The sequence below is a fragment of the Staphylococcus equorum genome, assembly GCF_029024965.1.
Taxonomy (GTDB): domain Bacteria; phylum Bacillota; class Bacilli; order Staphylococcales; family Staphylococcaceae; genus Staphylococcus; species Staphylococcus equorum.
In genome coordinates this window covers 1-16,686 of sequence record NZ_CP118983.1, presented here as the reverse complement: position 1 = coordinate 16,686, position 16,686 = coordinate 1, and the positions used below count along the sequence as shown (strand labels likewise).

The 16,686-nt window shown below is 29.7% G+C and carries 18 protein-coding genes and 1 pseudogene; 13 read left to right on the top strand and 6 right to left on the bottom strand.

What is annotated here, in order from left to right:
* The first annotated feature begins 263 nt into the window (after positions 1 to 263).
* The 4 genes from PYW44_RS13210 (at position 264) to PYW44_RS13195 (ending at position 3,839) form a co-directional block, all read left to right on the top strand.
* On the top strand, positions 264 to 1,163 hold the full coding sequence (locus PYW44_RS13210) for an Mph(C) family macrolide 2'-phosphotransferase (RefSeq protein WP_000196697.1): 900 nt from the start codon (positions 264 to 266) through the stop codon (positions 1,161 to 1,163).
* Between the two features lie 321 nt (positions 1,164 to 1,484).
* Positions 1,485 to 2,945, top strand: a complete 1,461-nt coding sequence (locus tag PYW44_RS13205) for an MDR family MFS transporter (RefSeq protein WP_069828349.1) — start codon at positions 1,485 to 1,487, stop codon at positions 2,943 to 2,945.
* A 303-nt stretch (positions 2,946 to 3,248) separates the two neighbouring features.
* Positions 3,249 to 3,548 (top strand): hypothetical protein, encoded by a 300-nt coding sequence (locus tag PYW44_RS13200; RefSeq protein WP_002508712.1) that lies wholly within the window; start codon positions 3,249 to 3,251, stop codon positions 3,546 to 3,548.
* A gap of 78 nt (positions 3,549 to 3,626) precedes the next feature.
* Positions 3,627 to 3,839, top strand: a complete 213-nt coding sequence (locus PYW44_RS13195) for a hypothetical protein (RefSeq protein ID WP_069820938.1) — start codon at positions 3,627 to 3,629, stop codon at positions 3,837 to 3,839.
* A 365-nt stretch (positions 3,840 to 4,204) separates the two neighbouring features.
* Here PYW44_RS13195 and PYW44_RS13190 read toward each other — a convergent pair whose 3' ends face one another.
* On the bottom strand, positions 4,205 to 5,050 hold the full coding sequence (locus PYW44_RS13190; RefSeq protein WP_000733283.1) for a BlaZ family penicillin-hydrolyzing class A beta-lactamase PC1: 846 nt from the start codon (positions 5,048 to 5,050) through the stop codon (positions 4,205 to 4,207).
* Positions 5,051 to 5,156: 106 nt separating this feature from the next.
* Between PYW44_RS13190 and blaR1 the strand changes: the two genes are divergently transcribed.
* The 9 genes and pseudogenes from blaR1 to PYW44_RS13145 all read left to right on the top strand — a co-directional run bounded on the left by blaR1 (position 5,157) and on the right by PYW44_RS13145 (position 12,572).
* Positions 5,157 to 6,914 (top strand): beta-lactam sensor/signal transducer BlaR1, encoded by a 1,758-nt coding sequence (blaR1, locus tag PYW44_RS13185; protein ID WP_001096374.1) that lies wholly within the window; start codon positions 5,157 to 5,159, stop codon positions 6,912 to 6,914.
* The gene (gene blaI / locus PYW44_RS13180; RefSeq protein ID WP_001284656.1) at positions 6,904 to 7,284 is read left to right on the top strand and encodes a penicillinase repressor BlaI; all 381 of its coding nucleotides are present in this window, start codon (positions 6,904 to 6,906) and stop codon (positions 7,282 to 7,284) included. Before blaR1 ends, blaI begins: the two co-directional genes overlap by 11 nt.
* Positions 7,285 to 7,547: 263 nt before the next feature.
* Positions 7,548 to 8,141: a recombinase family protein gene (locus PYW44_RS13175; protein ID WP_000690628.1), complete on the top strand. Its 594-nt coding sequence runs from the start codon at positions 7,548 to 7,550 to the stop codon at positions 8,139 to 8,141.
* A complete protein-coding gene (locus tag PYW44_RS13170; protein WP_000790705.1) occupies positions 8,113 to 9,555 on the top strand; it encodes a Mu transposase C-terminal domain-containing protein in 1,443 nt (480 codons plus the stop codon). Before PYW44_RS13175 ends, PYW44_RS13170 begins: the two co-directional genes overlap by 29 nt.
* Positions 9,548 to 10,363, top strand: coding sequence for an AAA family ATPase (locus tag PYW44_RS13165; protein WP_000164963.1), 816 nt, complete (start codon positions 9,548 to 9,550; stop codon positions 10,361 to 10,363). Before PYW44_RS13170 ends, PYW44_RS13165 begins: the two co-directional genes overlap by 8 nt.
* A gap of 253 nt (positions 10,364 to 10,616) precedes the next feature.
* Positions 10,617 to 11,168, top strand: a complete 552-nt coding sequence (locus tag PYW44_RS13160; protein WP_002512562.1) for a recombinase family protein — start codon at positions 10,617 to 10,619, stop codon at positions 11,166 to 11,168.
* A 24-nt stretch (positions 11,169 to 11,192) separates the two neighbouring features.
* Positions 11,193 to 11,555, top strand: a pseudogene (locus PYW44_RS13155) (LysR substrate-binding domain-containing protein); the annotation flags it as partial.
* A gap of 110 nt (positions 11,556 to 11,665) precedes the next feature.
* Positions 11,666 to 12,190, top strand: a complete 525-nt coding sequence (locus PYW44_RS13150; protein ID WP_002508681.1) for an acyl-CoA thioesterase — start codon at positions 11,666 to 11,668, stop codon at positions 12,188 to 12,190.
* 7 nt (positions 12,191 to 12,197) lie between these two features.
* Positions 12,198 to 12,572: a hypothetical protein gene (locus PYW44_RS13145; RefSeq protein ID WP_002508680.1), complete on the top strand. Its 375-nt coding sequence runs from the start codon at positions 12,198 to 12,200 to the stop codon at positions 12,570 to 12,572.
* A 123-nt stretch (positions 12,573 to 12,695) separates the two neighbouring features.
* Here PYW44_RS13145 and PYW44_RS13140 read toward each other — a convergent pair whose 3' ends face one another.
* From PYW44_RS13140 to PYW44_RS13120, 5 genes are all read right to left on the bottom strand, one after another.
* The gene (locus tag PYW44_RS13140; RefSeq protein WP_107377004.1) at positions 12,696 to 13,733 is read right to left on the bottom strand and encodes a 2,3-butanediol dehydrogenase; all 1,038 of its coding nucleotides are present in this window, start codon (positions 13,731 to 13,733) and stop codon (positions 12,696 to 12,698) included.
* A gap of 143 nt (positions 13,734 to 13,876) precedes the next feature.
* A complete protein-coding gene (locus tag PYW44_RS13135; protein ID WP_107377005.1) occupies positions 13,877 to 14,752 on the bottom strand; it encodes a hypothetical protein in 876 nt (291 codons plus the stop codon).
* A 58-nt stretch (positions 14,753 to 14,810) separates the two neighbouring features.
* Positions 14,811 to 15,008, bottom strand: coding sequence for a hypothetical protein (locus PYW44_RS13130; RefSeq protein WP_071561892.1), 198 nt, complete (start codon positions 15,006 to 15,008; stop codon positions 14,811 to 14,813).
* A 217-nt stretch (positions 15,009 to 15,225) separates the two neighbouring features.
* Positions 15,226 to 15,327: a type I toxin-antitoxin system Fst family toxin gene (locus tag PYW44_RS13125; RefSeq protein WP_002495781.1), complete on the bottom strand. Its 102-nt coding sequence runs from the start codon at positions 15,325 to 15,327 to the stop codon at positions 15,226 to 15,228.
* Positions 15,328 to 16,095: 768 nt separating this feature from the next.
* Positions 16,096 to 16,686, bottom strand: a complete 591-nt coding sequence (locus tag PYW44_RS13120) for a type 1 glutamine amidotransferase family protein (RefSeq protein WP_107517807.1) — start codon at positions 16,684 to 16,686, stop codon at positions 16,096 to 16,098.

The window sequence follows — 16,686 nt, the reverse complement described above, 5'->3', positions numbered from 1 at the left end:
ATTTATAAATTTTTTGTGATTTAAAAGTGTATAATTTTAATGTCTTCGGTATAAAAACAACGTGTTCATAACGCTCAGGAACTGCAATCATTAATAAACAACCATTCCCAGCACTATCAATTAAGAAGTATTATTATTTATAATATTAGAACATAAATTACTTTCATACACTATATCCCGAAGTCTTGAAGATTAGGTTCATTTATATCAATATAAAAAATACGTTCACAAGAAAAATATAATAGAAATAAGGAGCCAATAAAATGACTCGACATAATGAAATTATTAAATGTGCAGAAAAATATCAATTACACATCCAACCTCAAACAATCTCATTGAATGAATCGGGACTTGATTTCCAAGTTGCATTTGGAAAAGATAAACATGGAGTAGAATGGGTTTTGAGACTACCAAGAAGACCTGACGTTTATAAACGAACAAAACCCGAAAAACAAACGGTAGACTTCTTACAGAAGAATGTTTCATTTGAAATACCGAAGTGGAAAGTACATGCAAAAGACCTTATTGCTTACCCAAAACTTACAGGTAAACCCGCAGCCACAATAGATCCAGAAATACAAAATTATGTATGGGAAATTGAACACAAACCATTACCAGAAAACTTTATTAACACATTAGCTGAAACACTCGTAGATTTACACAACATACCAGAAGAAAACATTAACGTTCAGCATATAAATATCAAAACCATACAAGAAATAAAAAATGACTTTCAAAGAAGAATGAATAAAGTTAAAGAAACTTATGGCGTATCAGATGAATTATGGAACAGATGGAAACAATGGTTAGAAAACGACGAACTATGGCCTCGACATGCGACCATGATACATGGGGACTTACATCCAGGACATATAATGGTAGATAACCAAGCAAACGTCACAGGTCTCATAGACTGGACTGAAGCAACCCACTCCGACCCATCAATGGACTTTATAGGACACCATCGTGTATTCGACGACGAAGGATTAGAGCAACTTATAACAGCATACGGTAAAGCTGGAGGTGAAATATGGCCACGAATGAAAGAGCATATAATAGAACTCAATGCAGTATTCCCAATGTTTATCGCTGAGTTTGCTATGGAATCAGGAGAATCGGCGTATGAAACGATGGCATTGAAAGAGTTAGGTATGAAAGAGTAGAACTTATATTAAAAGAGGCCCCTTTTAAAGACGAAGGCAATCCTGATGAAATTTTAAAACGGCGTTTAATTAGTGATGGTCTTTGGTTTTCTATAATGTATTGAATATCTCGACATGGAACAAATGCAACAAATGGAAAGAATCGTTTTCGAAATTTCTAACTCCTTAAATCAGGAGGATAAATAAACGGTCATTTTCATTGAAAGCACTTATATAAATTTCATCAATTTTAATACCTACCGTAAATACATTTCATAAGTATTAAACAGATGATTAAAATTTTTAGTTAATTTAAATATTTATGATAGAGAGGGCCTTAAAATGAACAATAATAAGCACCAAAAATATGAGTATCTAGCGGATGATCCAAATTTTAAAACATTACCCATTATATTGTCGCTAATTATTGGAGCTTTTTTTGCTATATTAAATGAAACATTATTAAATATTGCCCTTACATCTTTGATGAAAGAATTCGATATCACTTTACCAACTGTACAATGGATGACGACAGGGTTTATGTTGATTATGGGAATCGTAGCACCGATTTCTGCGTTGTTGTTGCAGTGGTTTACTACAAGACAGTTATTTTTAAGTACTATGACCATTTTTACTCTTGGAACAGTAATTTGTGCGGCGGCACCAGCCTTTCCTATACTTCTTATTGGACGGTTCATTCAAGCAATCGGGACCGGGATGCTTTTGCCTATTATATTCAATGTATTTTTGCTGATTTACCCCCCCTTTAAACGTGGAAAAATCATGGGAATCGTTGGGTTTGTTATCATGTTTGCGCCAACTATTGGCCCAACGCTATCTGGAGTGATTGTTGAATATCTAGGTTGGCGTTCTTTATTTATTATGGTAATCCCATTTTCAATATTCTCAATTGCATTTGCGTCTAAGTTTTTAATTAATGTATCAGAAGTTACTAAACCTAAAATCGATTATTTATCATTAGTTTTTTCAACTATAGGTTTTGGGGCTGTTATATATGGCTTTAGTAGCGCTGGAAAAAGTGAATCAGGGTTTTTAAGTATCAATGTATTAATTCCAATAATTGTTGGAATCATTGGAATTGTCTTATTTTCAATAAGACAATTAAATTTAAAAGAACCTCTAATAGATTTAAGAGTATTTAAATATCCTATGTATACACACGCTATTTTAATGTTTTTAATAATCATCATGACGATGTTTGCTTCAGAAATAATTTTACCTATCTATATGCAAGGACCATTGGCTTTAACTGCAGCTACTGCGGGGTTAATTTTACTGCCGGGCAGTTTACTTAATGGGGCAATGTCGCCGTTTATGGGATATCTATTTGATAAATTTGGCCCGCGTGTTTTGATGATTCCTGCATCAATTGTGCTAAGTGGGGCAATGTATGTGATGAGTAGATTGAATGTGGATACGCCTTTGTGGATCGTTATTCTTAGTTATATCTTGTTGATGCTATCTGTTTCAGCAATTATGATGCCTGCTGAAACCAATGGGTTAAATCAACTTCCAAAACATTTATATCCACATGGGACTGCAGTGATGACAACTTTACAACCAGTTGCTGGAGCAATTGGTGTTGCAGTATTTGTTAGTATTATGAATGCAAGACAGCTTCAATTTTTACAAAATTCAGGGAAACCACAAGATCCTGACACAATAAATCAGGCAATGGTTGCAGGAGTTGAACTCGTTTATTTTATTAGCTTTTCTATATCCATTATTGCCGTTATCTTATCGTTTATTGTTTACCGAGCGACGCCGAAAAAAACAGATTAATTATTTAACAAATAATTATACATTTTAAAAGTATGACTTAACAATAAGACATAGAAATTCAACAAGAAAAAATGAAATTAAAAACGATCCTTATTAAGATGGAATTTGTTTTTGAAACGATTAAGAGGCACCTTGGTTGACCAAGGTGCCTCTTTGATATGAATTCTAATAATAATCATCTATGTAAACGATACCAAGAATGTCATTTATTAAACCCTCAATAAATTATTAGTGAGCAGAGTTATTGTTATTTTAAATATGTATTATTACACTGTGTGTAATGGGCATATAAGGGGGATAGTCATGGTTAACTCTGATAAAAAAGAAATAGAAATAAGCAAAACAAATGAAACACGATCTAATGAAATATCGAAAATGATTGAAGAGGGTGGTTTGGGCGCTGACCAGTATTACACTATAGACAAACAGCAACCCAATCAAAAAATTTTAATAGAAAATATTGATCAATTCAAAGACGAAATAAGTCAAAAAGATAATGACGATTTAATTGATCTATTAATACTAAATGCTCAGGAAAACATCAACTCAAAAGGTAACCATGCTTTGATTATTATAAAAAAAGAACTGCTTAGCCGAATGTAATAAAAATGAAATTAAAAAAACTGAGACACCTAAATCTTTAGGTGTCTTTGTTGTTCTAATAATAAGGAGAAAAAATTTATGAAAGTAAAAGACCAACAACCCTATATCTTAGATAATGAGCAAGGCTCAAGAGAAGAAGTTGAAGTACGCGAGCAAAGAATTAAAGAATTAGAAGAAGATGATGAGCAAGAAGATAAAAATCAAAATAATAAAATTATTATTTTTACAACTATACTGATATTTATTTTAACCATAATTTTATCTGTTATTATACAGACGAATAAAAAATAGATAAAATCTTTAAAGTTAAAAACGTTCGTTTTTGACACAAAACCTCTTAACTTAATATTAAGAGTGTCACTTTGCTTGATATATGAGAATTATTTAACCTTATAAATGAGAAAAAAGCAACGCACTTTAAATAAGATACGTTGCTTTTTCGATTGATGAACACCTATAATTAAACTATTCATCTATTATTTATAATTTTTTGTATATACAATATTTCTAGTTTGTTAAAGAGAATTAAGAAAATAAATCTCGAAAATAATAGAGGGAAAATCAGTTTTTGATATCAAAATTATACATGTCAACGATAATACAAAATATAATACAAAATATAAGATGTTATCAGTATTTATTATGCATTTAGAATATTAAAATTCCTTCATTACACTCTTGGCGGTTTCACTTATCAACTTATCATTTGGCTTATCACTTTTATTGTCTTTATTCGTAAAAATGACTAAAACAATAGGTTCAGATTGGCCCTTAGGATAAACAAAAGCAACATCATTTCTAGAAGCATATGTTATTGCTTGACCACTTTTATCAGCAACCTTATAGTCTTTTGGAACACCGTCTTTAATTAAAGTATCTCCGCTTTTATTATTTAACATTAAATCAAGTAAGAATTTTTTGTTTTCTTTGCTTAATTTTCCATTTGCGATAAGTTTATTTAAAGTCTTACCGAAAGCAGCAGGTGTTGAAGTATCTTTTTTGCTCTTTGGTGAATAGTAATTTAATTCTATCTCATATCTAACTGGATTTGTTACTTTATCTCCTAGTTCTTTTAGACGTTGTTTAACTTTTTTGATTCCACCGATTTCTTTTATAATTTTATTGTTTGCTGTATTATCACTATATGTCATTGAAGCCTCAATAAGTGCTTTTAAAGTGATATCTTTTCCTACATATTTTTCTAAAATAGGAGAATAAGCAACTATATCATCTTTGTTAATATGTACTTTTTTATTTAACTTATTATAAGGTACTTGTTCTAACAAAATAGCACTATTTATCGCTTTTGAAGTTGAAGCATAGGCAAATCTCTTATCTGAATTAAATTTTACTTCCTTACCACTTTTAGTATCTAAAGCATAAACACCAATATGAGCATTATATTTTTTTTCTAAATCATTTAACTCTTTGGCATGTGAACTGTTTGAATTACATGCACTTAAAACTAAAGCAATTACAATTAAAAATATTAACTTTTTCAAAATAAACCCTCCGATATTACAGTTGTAATTTTTATAAATCAATAATATTACAATTGTAATATCGGTGTCAATAGTTTATTATAAATATTTGAAAGAAGGTGTTGAAATGGCTAAGTTATTAATAATGAGCATAGTAAGCTTTTGTTTTATATTTCTATTGTTATTATTTTTTAGGTACATATTAAAACGCTATTTTAATTATATGTTAAATTATAAAGTTTGGTATCTAACTCTTCTTGCAGGATTAATTCCTTTCATTCCTATTAAATTCTCTCTTTTTAAATTTAATAATGTGAATAATCAAGCGCCCACAGTTGAAAGTAAGTCACACGACTTGAACCATAACATAAATACCACCAAACCTATTCAAGAGTTCGCAACAGATATCCATAAGTTTAATTGGGATTCAATTGATAATATCTGCACAGTTATTTGGATAGTTTTAGTTATTATTTTAAGTTTTAAATTTTTGAAAGCCTTATTATATCTTAAATATTTAAAGAAACAGTCACTTTATCTAAACGAAAATGAAAAAAATAAAATAGATACGATACTTTTCAACCATCAATATAAAAAAAATATTGTGATTCGAAAAGCAGAGACTATTCAATCTCCAATAACTTTTTGGTATGGGAAATATATTATTTTGATTCCTAGTTCATATTTTAAAAGTGTAATTGACAAAAGACTAAAATATATAATATTGCATGAATATGCTCATGCTAAAAATAGAGATACTTTACATTTAATTATCTTTAATATCTTCTCTATTATTATGAGTTACAATCCATTAGTACATATTGTAAAAAGAAAGATAATTCATGACAATGAAGTAGAAGCCGATAGATTTGTCCTTAATAATATTAACAAAAATGAATTTAAAACTTATGCGGAATCTATTATGGACTCCGTATTAAATGTTCCATTTTTTAATAAAAATATATTAAGCCATTCATTTAATGGTAAAAAGTCATTACTCAAAAGAAGATTAATTAATATAAAAGAAGCCAATCTGAAAAAACAGTCCAAATTAATTCTAATTTTTATTTGTATTTTTACTTTTTTGCTCATGGTAATTCAAAGCCAGTTTTTGATGGGGCAATCCATAACTGATTATAATTATAAAAAGCCCTTACACAACGATTACCAAATTTTAGATAAAAGTAAAATTTTTGGTTCAAATAGTGGATCTTTCGTCATGTACAGCATGAAGAAAGACAAATACTATATTTATAACGAAAAAGAAAGTAGAAAAAGGTATTCTCCTAATTCAACTTATAAAATTTATTTAGCTATGTTTGGACTTGACCGACATATTATAAATGATGAAAATTCACGTATGTCATGGAATCATAAGCATTACCCTTTTGATGCTTGGAATAAGGAACAAGATTTAAATACAGCAATGCAAAATTCAGTTAATTGGTACTTCGAACGTATTAGCGATCAAATACCAAAGAACTATACTGCGACTCAACTCAAGCAATTAAATTATGGTAATAAAAATTTGGGAAGTTATAAAAGCTATTGGATGGAAGATAGTTTGAAAATATCTAATCTTGAACAAGTAATAGTTTTTAAAAATATGATGGAACAAAATAACCATTTTAGTAAAAAAGCAAAGAATCAATTATCTTCTTCATTATTGATTAAGAAAAATGAAAAGTATGAACTGTATGGGAAAACAGGTACAGGTATAGTAAACGGGAAGTATAATAATGGGTGGTTTGTAGGTTACGTAATTACAAATCATGATAAGTATTATTTTGCTACACATTTATCAGATGGAAAGCCATCTGGGAAAAATGCTGAATTAATCAGTGAAAAAATATTAAAAGAAATGGGTGTTTTAAATGGCCAATAAGCAAGTTGAAATATCTATGGCTGAATGGGATGTTATGAATATAATATGGGGTAAAAAATCAGTATCAGCTAATGAAATTGTAGTTGAAATTCAAAAATATAAAGAAGTTAGCGATAAAACGATTAGAACATTAATCACAAGACTATATAAAAAAGAGATTATAAAACGATACAAATCAGAGAATATTTATTTTTACTCATCAAATATTAAAGAAGACGATATTAAAATGAAAACTGCTAAAACCTTTCTTAATAAACTGTATGGAGGGGACATGAAAAGTTTAGTGCTGAATTTTGCGAAAAATGAAGAATTAAATAACAAAGAAATTGAAGAATTGCGAGACATTTTAAATGATATTAGTAAAAAGTAATTAGAGATATGTTTCAAACATAATACATATGTAAACTATGCTTGACTCTTATTAAATTAGTTTTGTTAATAACATTTAAAATATATTATTAAAGATGAGAGTGTACAGAAAATAACCATTTTCTGTACACTCTCTTTTTATGCCGAAATAAGTGAGTAATACATATATTTTCGTGTTCAAAAACCCAACAAAAAATCTATGTTCACAAAAGACCTTGAAATTAAGTTATGGTACACTGTATATGTATATAGGAGGTTTGTATTTTGAAAATAGGTTATGCAAGAGTTTCAACTGGATTACAAAATCTGAATTTACAGGAGGACCGATTAAACGCATATGGTTGTGAAAAGATATTTAGCGACCATATTAGTGGTTCAAAAAGTAAAAGACCTGGATTAGATAAAGCAATTGAATTTGCGAGATCAGGAGATACGATTGTTGTTTGGAGACTCGACAGACTAGGACGTAATATGGAGGATTTAATCACATTAGTTAATGAGCTTAACGAACGAGGTGTAAGTTTCCATAGTTTAGAAGAAAATATAACGATGGATAAATCAAGTTCTACAGGACAATTATTATTTCATTTATTCGCAGCGTTTGCAGAATTTGAACGAAATTTAATTTTAGAACGTTCTTCAGCTGGCCGAATTGCAGCACGTGCTAGAGGACGCTATGGAGGTAGACCCGAAAAATTAAATCAAAAAGATTTAAACTTACTTAAGACACTTTATGATAATGGCACGCCAATTAAGACAATTGCAGAGCAGTGGCAAGTTTCACGTACAACGATTTATCGTTACCTCAATAAATTGGAGGAAAAGGAAGATGAAAAACAAGGAGAAGTATCTAACTAATTTTTCTGAAGCCAAACGTAAAGAAGCTACTCAAAAGTACAATATTATAAAACCTTTTATCTTGGGCAAGCAATCTTTATCAAGCATTTCTAAAAGCAAAGGTATTGCGTTAAGTACACTTTATAGGTGGAATAAATTATATAAGGAACAAGGTCTTACTGGTCTAATTCATAATACAAGAGTTGATAAAGGTGAGCATAAATTAAAACAAAACATAATAGACGAGATTAAACGCCTTGCACTCAAGAATAAAAGAAATAGTATTGCTACGATTCATAGGAAAATCGCTAATTATTGTATAGAGAATAATTTTTATAAACCAAGTTATAAACAAGTTTATAGTATTATTAAAGCAATGCCTAAGTCTGTTATTGATTTCTCTCACCAAGGTGAAAAATACTATCAAAATAAGTACGATTTAATACAAATAAGAGAATCCTCAAGACCCAATGAAATATGGCAAGCCGACCATACTTTGCTAGATATTTATATATTAGATCAAAAAGGTAATATCAATAGACCATGGCTAACCATTATTATGGATGACTATAGTCGTGCAATTGCAGGCTACTTTATAAGTTTTGATGCTCCTAATGCTCAAAACACAGCATTAACACTACACCAAGCAATATGGAATAAGAATAATACCAATTGGCCAGTATGTGGTATACCCGAAAAATTCTACACAGATCACGGGAGTGACTTTACCTCGCACCACATGGAACAAGTCGCTATTGATTTGAAAATTAACTTGATGTTTTCAAAAGTTGGTGTCCCTCGTGGTCGCGGGAAAATAGAACGGTTTTTTCAGACAGTTAACCAAACTTTCTTAGAACAACTTCCTGGATATATAAACAATAATGATACTTCTAGCGATTTAATAGATTTTCAAAATTTCGAAGAAAAATTACGATACTTTTTAATTGAAGATTATAATCAAAAAGAGCACAGTGCTATCCAGAGCACTCCTATCAATCGGTGGAACAGTAATCATTTTTTTCCTAATATGCCAAGCAGTTTAGAACAACTTGATTTATTATTATTAGAAATACCTAAATCTAGAAAAATTCATTCAGATGGTATTCATTTTCAAGGCTTTAGATACAGTAATACAAACCTAACTGCTTATGTAGGTGAGTATGTATTAATTCGTTACAATCCCAATGATATGGCTGAAATACGCGTTTTTTATAGAGATGAATTTCTTTGTACAGCAATATCCCCTGATTTAGCTGATTATTCAATTGATATAAAAGAGATACAACACGCACGTAGTCAGAGAAGAAAACACTTAAAACAAAACATTGCTAGTCCAAGCACCACTGATTTAATTAAGGAAGAAAAAAGTTATGGTTACTCACCTCAAGAAACGACCAAAAACGTCAAAAAATTAAAGAGGTATCGTAATGACTAAAAATCAGAATTTCATTGAAACGAAAGAGTATAAACGATTTGCTGAATTTTGCGATGCTTGTATCAAATATCAATATATTGGGATCTGCTATGGTCAACCTGGTGTCGGAAAAACTTTATCTTCTAGGTATTACACAAATTGGAATACTATTGAAAAGCAAGTTAATCATAGAGGGTGGGAAGATCTAGCTAGTAAAACGACTGATGATATATTATCGGTGAATAAGATATTTTATACTGCACCGGCTGAAAAACAAACAAGATTAAGTAATGATCTATATAGTATTAGTGCAAGTATTGATTTGGGTCAAAAATTACACATCGTAAATAAGTATGGTCATGATCATAGTAAACATTATAGTGATATGTTTAAATATATTGATTTAATTATAGTAGATGAGATTGATCGCCTTAAAGTGCAACATTTAGAGCAATTAAGAGCTATTTATGATGAACATAATTTAGCAATGATATTTATTGGTATGCCAGGTATAGAGAAAAAACTATCTCGTTATCCTCAACTATATTCGCGTATAGGTTTTGCACATGAATTTGATAATCTAAGTAAAGACGAGACGCATCATATATTAGAATATAAGTGGCAAGATTTAGGATTTGATCTAAAACTCGAAGATTTTACTGATTATGAGGCAATAACGACGATTATTAAAATTACAAAAGGGAATTTTAGGCTGATTCATCGTTTATTTGCGCAGATAGATAGAATTATGGATATAAATGGCTTAGATAAAATCAGTACAGAAGTTGTAGAAACAGCTAGAGATAGTTTAGTCATAGGTATTCGTTAATAGAAAAAGCAATGTACTTTAATATAGGACATTGCTTTTCTCATTTACTAGGTAAAATCATTCTCATATATCAAGTAAAGTAACATAAGAGGTTTTTCTTGGATATTTAAGTCTATAAACTTGTGTTATAATCAATGTATCATAATTCTCGAAAATTATGAGTTTTCAGACGATGAGAGACGCGCTTATTTGCATCGAGAATTAGATTTCGTTAATAAGTACCCATAAAACGATTAAAAGAGGTGGTATTTAAATGGCTAAAATTGGTTATGCACGTGTATCAACACAAGATCAAAGTCTTGATGGACAGATTGATACACTTGAGGAATATGGTTGTGAACGTATCTTCAGAGAGAAAGCGAGTGGTCGCAAAACGAAAAGAACGGAACTTGATAAGTGTTTGGATTATTTACGAGAAGGAGATATTCTAGTTATCTATAAACTAGATCGTCTTGGACGTACAACGAAACAATTAATTGAGTTATCTCAATGGTTCGATGAAAACAGCATTGATTTACATATTATTGATATGAATGTATCGACCAAAGATGCAATGGGTAAAATGTTCTTTACCATGATGAGTGCATTTGCTGAACTTGAAGCTAACTTATTAAGTGAACGTACGAAAAAAGGATTAGAAGCAGCACGAGCAAGAGGGCGAAAAGGCGGGAGGCCTTCATTACCTGACCATAAGAAAAGAGAAATTAAGTTTCTATACGATGAACAAAAACTTACAGGAGAAGAAATTGCTAAGCAAACTGGTGTAAGTCGTTCAACGGTATACAGAATAATAAAAAATAATTAGTTTAAACAACTGGTAACGTGAAGAAATAATAAAAACTTTAATAAATTCTCTTTTTTAGAAGAACAAGAATTTATTTTATTTAATTCTGATTTCTGTTTAAACCATAAAATCAAAAATACATGTAGAAATTATGGCTTTAATCCTAATATGATTTTTAAAACCACTCAATGGAGCTTCACAGAAGAAATATTATTAAATAATCTAGGGATATGTATATTACCCGAAGGAATACTAGACTTATTAGATAATAATTTACAAGTCATCGATATTAATAAACCTTCCATGAAATGGGAACTTACTATTATTTGGAGAAAAGATATTATAGTTGATTCTTTAACAAAAAATTGGATTAAATTTCTCCAAGAAAAATTCTTAATTAACTATTAAATATAAAAGCATTTGAGAAATTTATAGCTATATAAAAAAAGGATATTTTATATTTATACACTCTCGCTCTATAATTAGAACGTAAAACATTATAGAAACGGGAGTTTTTTATGGAAAATTATAAATTTCCTAGTGATAGTAAAATTGTCAGTACGGACCAAGTATTAATTAATGATTTAAACAATTATAATACACTATTTGGGGGGGTGTTAATGAAAAAAATTGATAATAACGCCACACTATCAGCTAGAAGACATGCAAGAGTTAAAGAATGTGTTACAGCTTCTACAGATTCAGTAGAATTTTTATATCCAATCACCCAATCTGATTCAGTTTGTATAGAATCTTATGTAGTTTATACAGGAGAAAAATCTATGGAAATATTTTGTAAAGTCATTTCAGAAGATATGATTACTGCAGAAAGAAAAATTGCTGCTGTAGCTTTTCTTACTTTTGTAGCTTTGGATGAAAAGAAAAAACCAATTAAAATACCCAAAATCTCTCCTCAGTCCAAAGAAGAAAAATTATTATTTATGGATGGCGAAGCAAGAGCTAAAATGCGAAAAATTAAAAGATCACAAACTAAAAATATAATTGACTCTCTTGATATCAATAAGCCATGGGAATTGGAGTAGTGATAAAATGATTAATGAAATGGAAGAATTAAACCAAATTAAGTTAGATTTGAAAAAACTAAGAAACGAATTTCCTAGTATGTATGAAAAGTTAGAATATATAGCTAGTTTGACAAGACAATTAAGTATCCATTATAAATATTTAGGAGCACTTATGTTTTCAGATAACCGTGAAAATATTCAAAATGAGAGACCAATTTTAATAAGAGAATCTGTTTTAAAATTATATGAACAAGAAGTAGCAAAAGTTAAAAAAGATAGTGATTTTGTGTTTTTTAAAGATATGATGTTAAAATTCCAAAATGTGGACTACTCACAAATATTTCTTATCATTTTAGGTGCTGAACCTGGTTTTGTATTTAATAATACAATTATTAAATAATAAGTTCATTAAGAATGCTTAGATTAACAAATTATAAAAATTTAAAAATCACTTGACTAAATAAAACTATATTTTAGCTAATAAAAGAGCCACTCTGATTTAGATTGGCTCTTTTATTAGCTTTTATAACTTAACGAGAATTTTTGCTTGTGATTTATCGTTTACAAGTTGTTTAAATCCTGACTCCACAATATCATCTAACTCTATCTCATCAGTAACGACATCTTTAACTTTTAAATTACCTTCGTTAATTAAATCTATTGTTTGTTGAAATGTAGTAGGTGTATAAGCAATTGTCGAAGTGAGCTTTACACCTGTATTTGTTAATTGCATTGGATTCCATTCAATAGGATGACCAAATATAGACACTATAACGACAGTACCTCTTGCTTTAGTAACGTCTATAGCAGATTTAAGTGTTGGCGCTACACCAGCTACCTCAAATGCTACATCAACGCCATTATCAGTGTATTTACTAATAATATCACTTGGGTTTGATTCACCAGAATTTATCGTATGAGTAGCACCTACTGATTTAGCTTTATTAAGTCGCTCTTCCGATAAATCGAAAACAAATATTTTGCTAGCACCAGCTGCTTTGGCTGCTATAGTTGTTAATAAACCGATTGGCCCTGCTCCAAAAATAGCAACAGTATCGCCAAATAGAACTTCGCCTTCTTTAATTGCTTGAACTGCAACAGCCGTCGGTTCTACAAGGGCGCCTTCTTTATCAGAAACATTATCTGGTAATTTATAAACATTCTCTTCTGGGGCGTTTGTAAATTCTGCAAATCCACCATCAGAACCTAAGCCTATAAATGAATAACCATCATAAAGGTCAATATTTTCTTCTTTTTCACGATTTGAAACTGTAGGATTAATAACAACACGATCGCCTTTGTTAAATTTTGTAACCTTAGAACCAATATCATCTACTACGCCTGCAAATTCGTGGCCTAATGTAACGGGCGCTTTTTGGCCAAGGAACGGGTCTGGTTTGTCTGTTGAAATAAATATAGGGCCTTCTAAGTATTCATGTAGATCTGTACCACAAATGCCAGCCCAAGACACTTTAACTTTAACCTCATTATCTTGTAACTCTTTAGATTTTCGATCTTCAACTCGTACATCCTTTTGACCATACCAAACTGCTGCTTTCATTGATAAAACCTCCTTGTTTTAGTTAATTTAATAGTATGCCTTTTAAAAATTACTTTCAAGTAAACTAACCTTTTAATATAGTGTTTCTAAATTATTATATGATTAGAGTGTACCCTAATCATGTAAAATATTGAATTAGTTTACTATTTCAACATTTTATTACGAATATCTTGTTTATCATTTTCATTTAATTCTGCTAAACAATGATAAAGATACTCGAAATGTAGCAATAATATTACTGCATTTTGTTTTGTTCCATACTGATTATCATAACCATGCATAATAGAATGTCTATTAATTTCATTCATCCTTTTTTCACCAAATTCAAAATTTCGTTTTAATTTAAATTTATAATATTCTTTGATTTTGACGTAATCAGCATCAACATAATAATCATGCTTAGATTTGTACTTGTTTATCGTTTCCTCAATTACAATATTAAAGAGTCGATAATTAGTTCTTCCTTTATAATTCACTGAATTGAATATCATACCTTCTAATCTTGCTAATAATGCAGGTATTATAAGATAATAATATTCATGCTTATATCCATCTAAAATCTCTTTTAATATAGTAATATCTTCTTGAGGTAGTTTGTAAGTGGTTACTTGGCTTTTTAAATGATTAAAATGAATTTCATCAAAATACCTTGTCATTATCAAATTAATATTTTCTTTAGTTACCTCCTGATGATTTGAATTCATTTCAACATAATTAATAACTTCATTTATATCTACATAATCTATTGGCGGATAATCATAGTTAATAAAAATTGAATTTACTGTAGTTGTATTATCAATAAAACTATCTAAAGCATCTTTAAATTCATCTAAGTTAGGTATACTTTTAGCTAAAACTTCTATTGATTCAGATATTTTCTTACTGTATTTAGAATTTATATCTTTTATTGCTTCGGATATTTTCTTGCTAAATATAGAATTTATATCTTCTATATTTTTATGCATTCTATTAAAATTTAATTTATCTAGTATGATATGTTTACTAAAATTATTCTTCATTTTAATTTCCCTTCTTAATTTACATAATGACCGTTATCGTTAACTTTTTTATTTTAAATTATTGTTTATCAATATTTATAAAAGCTATAGAATCAGTATTTATAAATAAGAAATCGCCGCCATCCGGAATTTTTATAGAAATGCTATTTGTTTTATCTTTGACTACTCCTTCTATATCTTCAATGAGCCTATTATAAGCATTTTCACCTAATACACTTTTTATAATCGCATATTGCTGGTCACTATAATTTAACACCTATTGTTATTCTTTCTTCTTCATATGTACTCACAGCTTACCTACCTCCAATTTTGGATTTTTTTAATATAGTATACTCTTCTGCTAATTTAATCACTTTGCATTCCTACCAATTATGATGTTATAATGCACTTAACAAAGTTATTAAGCATAATACACCAATCCCCTCACTATCGGAAGTAGTGAGGGGATTTTTTAGGTGTTGGCTAAAGGTCGCCTATTTTTTCTTATCGTTGCGATTGCGTAGCCAATGCGCAAATAACGCTACGATACAACCACTCGCTGCCGTGGTCGTGATGTGAACAAAGTTATCAAGCATAATTACACCTCCTCTCTACGTCAACTTGACGCCTGAGAGATAGGCGACTCTATAATTATATCATCTGTAAACATGTAAGCATATATACTTCCGATAAGTTGAACTATGTTAATTAAAACTCCAAACTAATAATACAAATTGCTAATATAAAAAGTTTGAAAATCATAATTATAATTTAATATTTAATTACAAATCTCGTTTTTAGATTTGAAAATTTCGAATTAAGTTATTTAAAATTAACGTTAATAAAAAATATCAAGATTGAAAAGATACAAAAAATTGCTATAAAAAGGAATCTTTTGGGATTCCTCCGGGATTCTAAAGATTCCCATCCCCTATAAATACCTTTACAACAGCTTTTATAGAAAATCGTGAACAGTTTCATAATGCCAGTTAATGACACTTTACTTTTTCGATTTATTTTTGTCCTTAATTTACTATAAGTGTTGTCATAGTAGTATTTATGGAACTTAAAATTAAGTATTCAAAACCCTAGCTATGCTAGGTGCCATGTAAATGGCATTGTTCACCCTTATCCTGTTGTCTAGGAATCCCAAAAGATTCCCCTACACTTTAATGGTTCATAAACATAAGTTAGTTTGTACCTTTAAGTTCTATTTTATTAAGTTATTTATGTCACTGAAATCAAAATAAGTGTATGCAAATATGACACTAATCAAAAATATTAAAGGGAGTTTAAAACAATAATATATAAGCAACCAAAATGATGGTTGCTATAATTACTTAGTGCTAAAATTCTTAATTTCTTTATAAAAATGGATTCCCATATTTCTCACAATAATTATAAAAACCATGCCTGTTTATAAACATCGTTTTTTCAATATTTTCAGGAGCGTCAAATTCAATTAGTTTTAAAACTAATTCAGTAAATTCAAGTGGAGCTGTACCATTTGCAGTAACTGTTTTCCCATCTTTCACTGCTTGCTTTTCTATAAATTTATTCGCCGATGTATAACAATCATAATCACTCCATAAACAAATAGAATTTCCAGTGTGTTTATAATTATTCAAAAATCCATTTTTTGCTAGGTAATCAACAGCACCACATATAGCGCCTACTGGAATCCCTTTATTAAAAGTTTCTTGGACAAATCTTAAAAGGTCATCACTACTGTTATCCCAAGAATTACCACCAATCATTATCAAAAGATCATAATCTTTAGGTTCAGAACCAATAACGTAATCAACCAAAACTGAAAAACCGCCTAAAGAAACAACTTTTTCTTCAACTGAAATAGTTTTAACTGACCAAGATTCGCTCTGGTTTAAAGTCGAAGATAAATAAGAACCTTCCCAATCTGCAAACTCATCTAACAAAAGAAATAAAGCATTTTTCAT

Excerpts from the sequence above, each read along its gene's own strand:
- PYW44_RS13165 (WP_000164963.1), top strand. The coding sequence starts at position 9,548 with ATGACTAAAAATCAGAATTTCATTGAAACGAAAGAGTATAAACGATTT.
- blaR1 (WP_001096374.1), top strand. The coding sequence starts at position 5,157 with ATGGCTAAGTTATTAATAATGAGCATAGTAAGCTTTTGTTTTATATTT.
- PYW44_RS13145 (WP_002508680.1), top strand. The coding sequence starts at position 12,198 with ATGATTAATGAAATGGAAGAATTAAACCAAATTAAGTTAGATTTGAAA.
- PYW44_RS13210 (WP_000196697.1), top strand. The coding sequence starts at position 264 with ATGACTCGACATAATGAAATTATTAAATGTGCAGAAAAATATCAATTA.
- PYW44_RS13160 (WP_002512562.1), top strand. The coding sequence starts at position 10,617 with ATGGCTAAAATTGGTTATGCACGTGTATCAACACAAGATCAAAGTCTT.
- PYW44_RS13125 (WP_002495781.1), bottom strand. The coding sequence starts at position 15,327 with ATGCTTGATAACTTTGTTCACATCACGACCACGGCAGCGAGTGGTTGT.
- PYW44_RS13200 (WP_002508712.1), top strand. The coding sequence starts at position 3,249 with ATGGTTAACTCTGATAAAAAAGAAATAGAAATAAGCAAAACAAATGAA.
- PYW44_RS13135 (WP_107377005.1), bottom strand. The coding sequence starts at position 14,752 with ATGAAGAATAATTTTAGTAAACATATCATACTAGATAAATTAAATTTT.
- PYW44_RS13205 (WP_069828349.1), top strand. The coding sequence starts at position 1,485 with ATGAACAATAATAAGCACCAAAAATATGAGTATCTAGCGGATGATCCA.
- PYW44_RS13140 (WP_107377004.1), bottom strand. The coding sequence starts at position 13,733 with ATGAAAGCAGCAGTTTGGTATGGTCAAAAGGATGTACGAGTTGAAGAT.
- PYW44_RS13195 (WP_069820938.1), top strand. The coding sequence starts at position 3,627 with ATGAAAGTAAAAGACCAACAACCCTATATCTTAGATAATGAGCAAGGC.
- PYW44_RS13170 (WP_000790705.1), top strand. The coding sequence starts at position 8,113 with ATGAAAAACAAGGAGAAGTATCTAACTAATTTTTCTGAAGCCAAACGT.
- PYW44_RS13120 (WP_107517807.1), bottom strand. The coding sequence starts at position 16,686 with ATGAAAAATGCTTTATTTCTTTTGTTAGATGAGTTTGCAGATTGGGAA.
- blaI (WP_001284656.1), top strand. The coding sequence starts at position 6,904 with ATGGCCAATAAGCAAGTTGAAATATCTATGGCTGAATGGGATGTTATG.
- PYW44_RS13150 (WP_002508681.1), top strand. The coding sequence starts at position 11,666 with ATGGAAAATTATAAATTTCCTAGTGATAGTAAAATTGTCAGTACGGAC.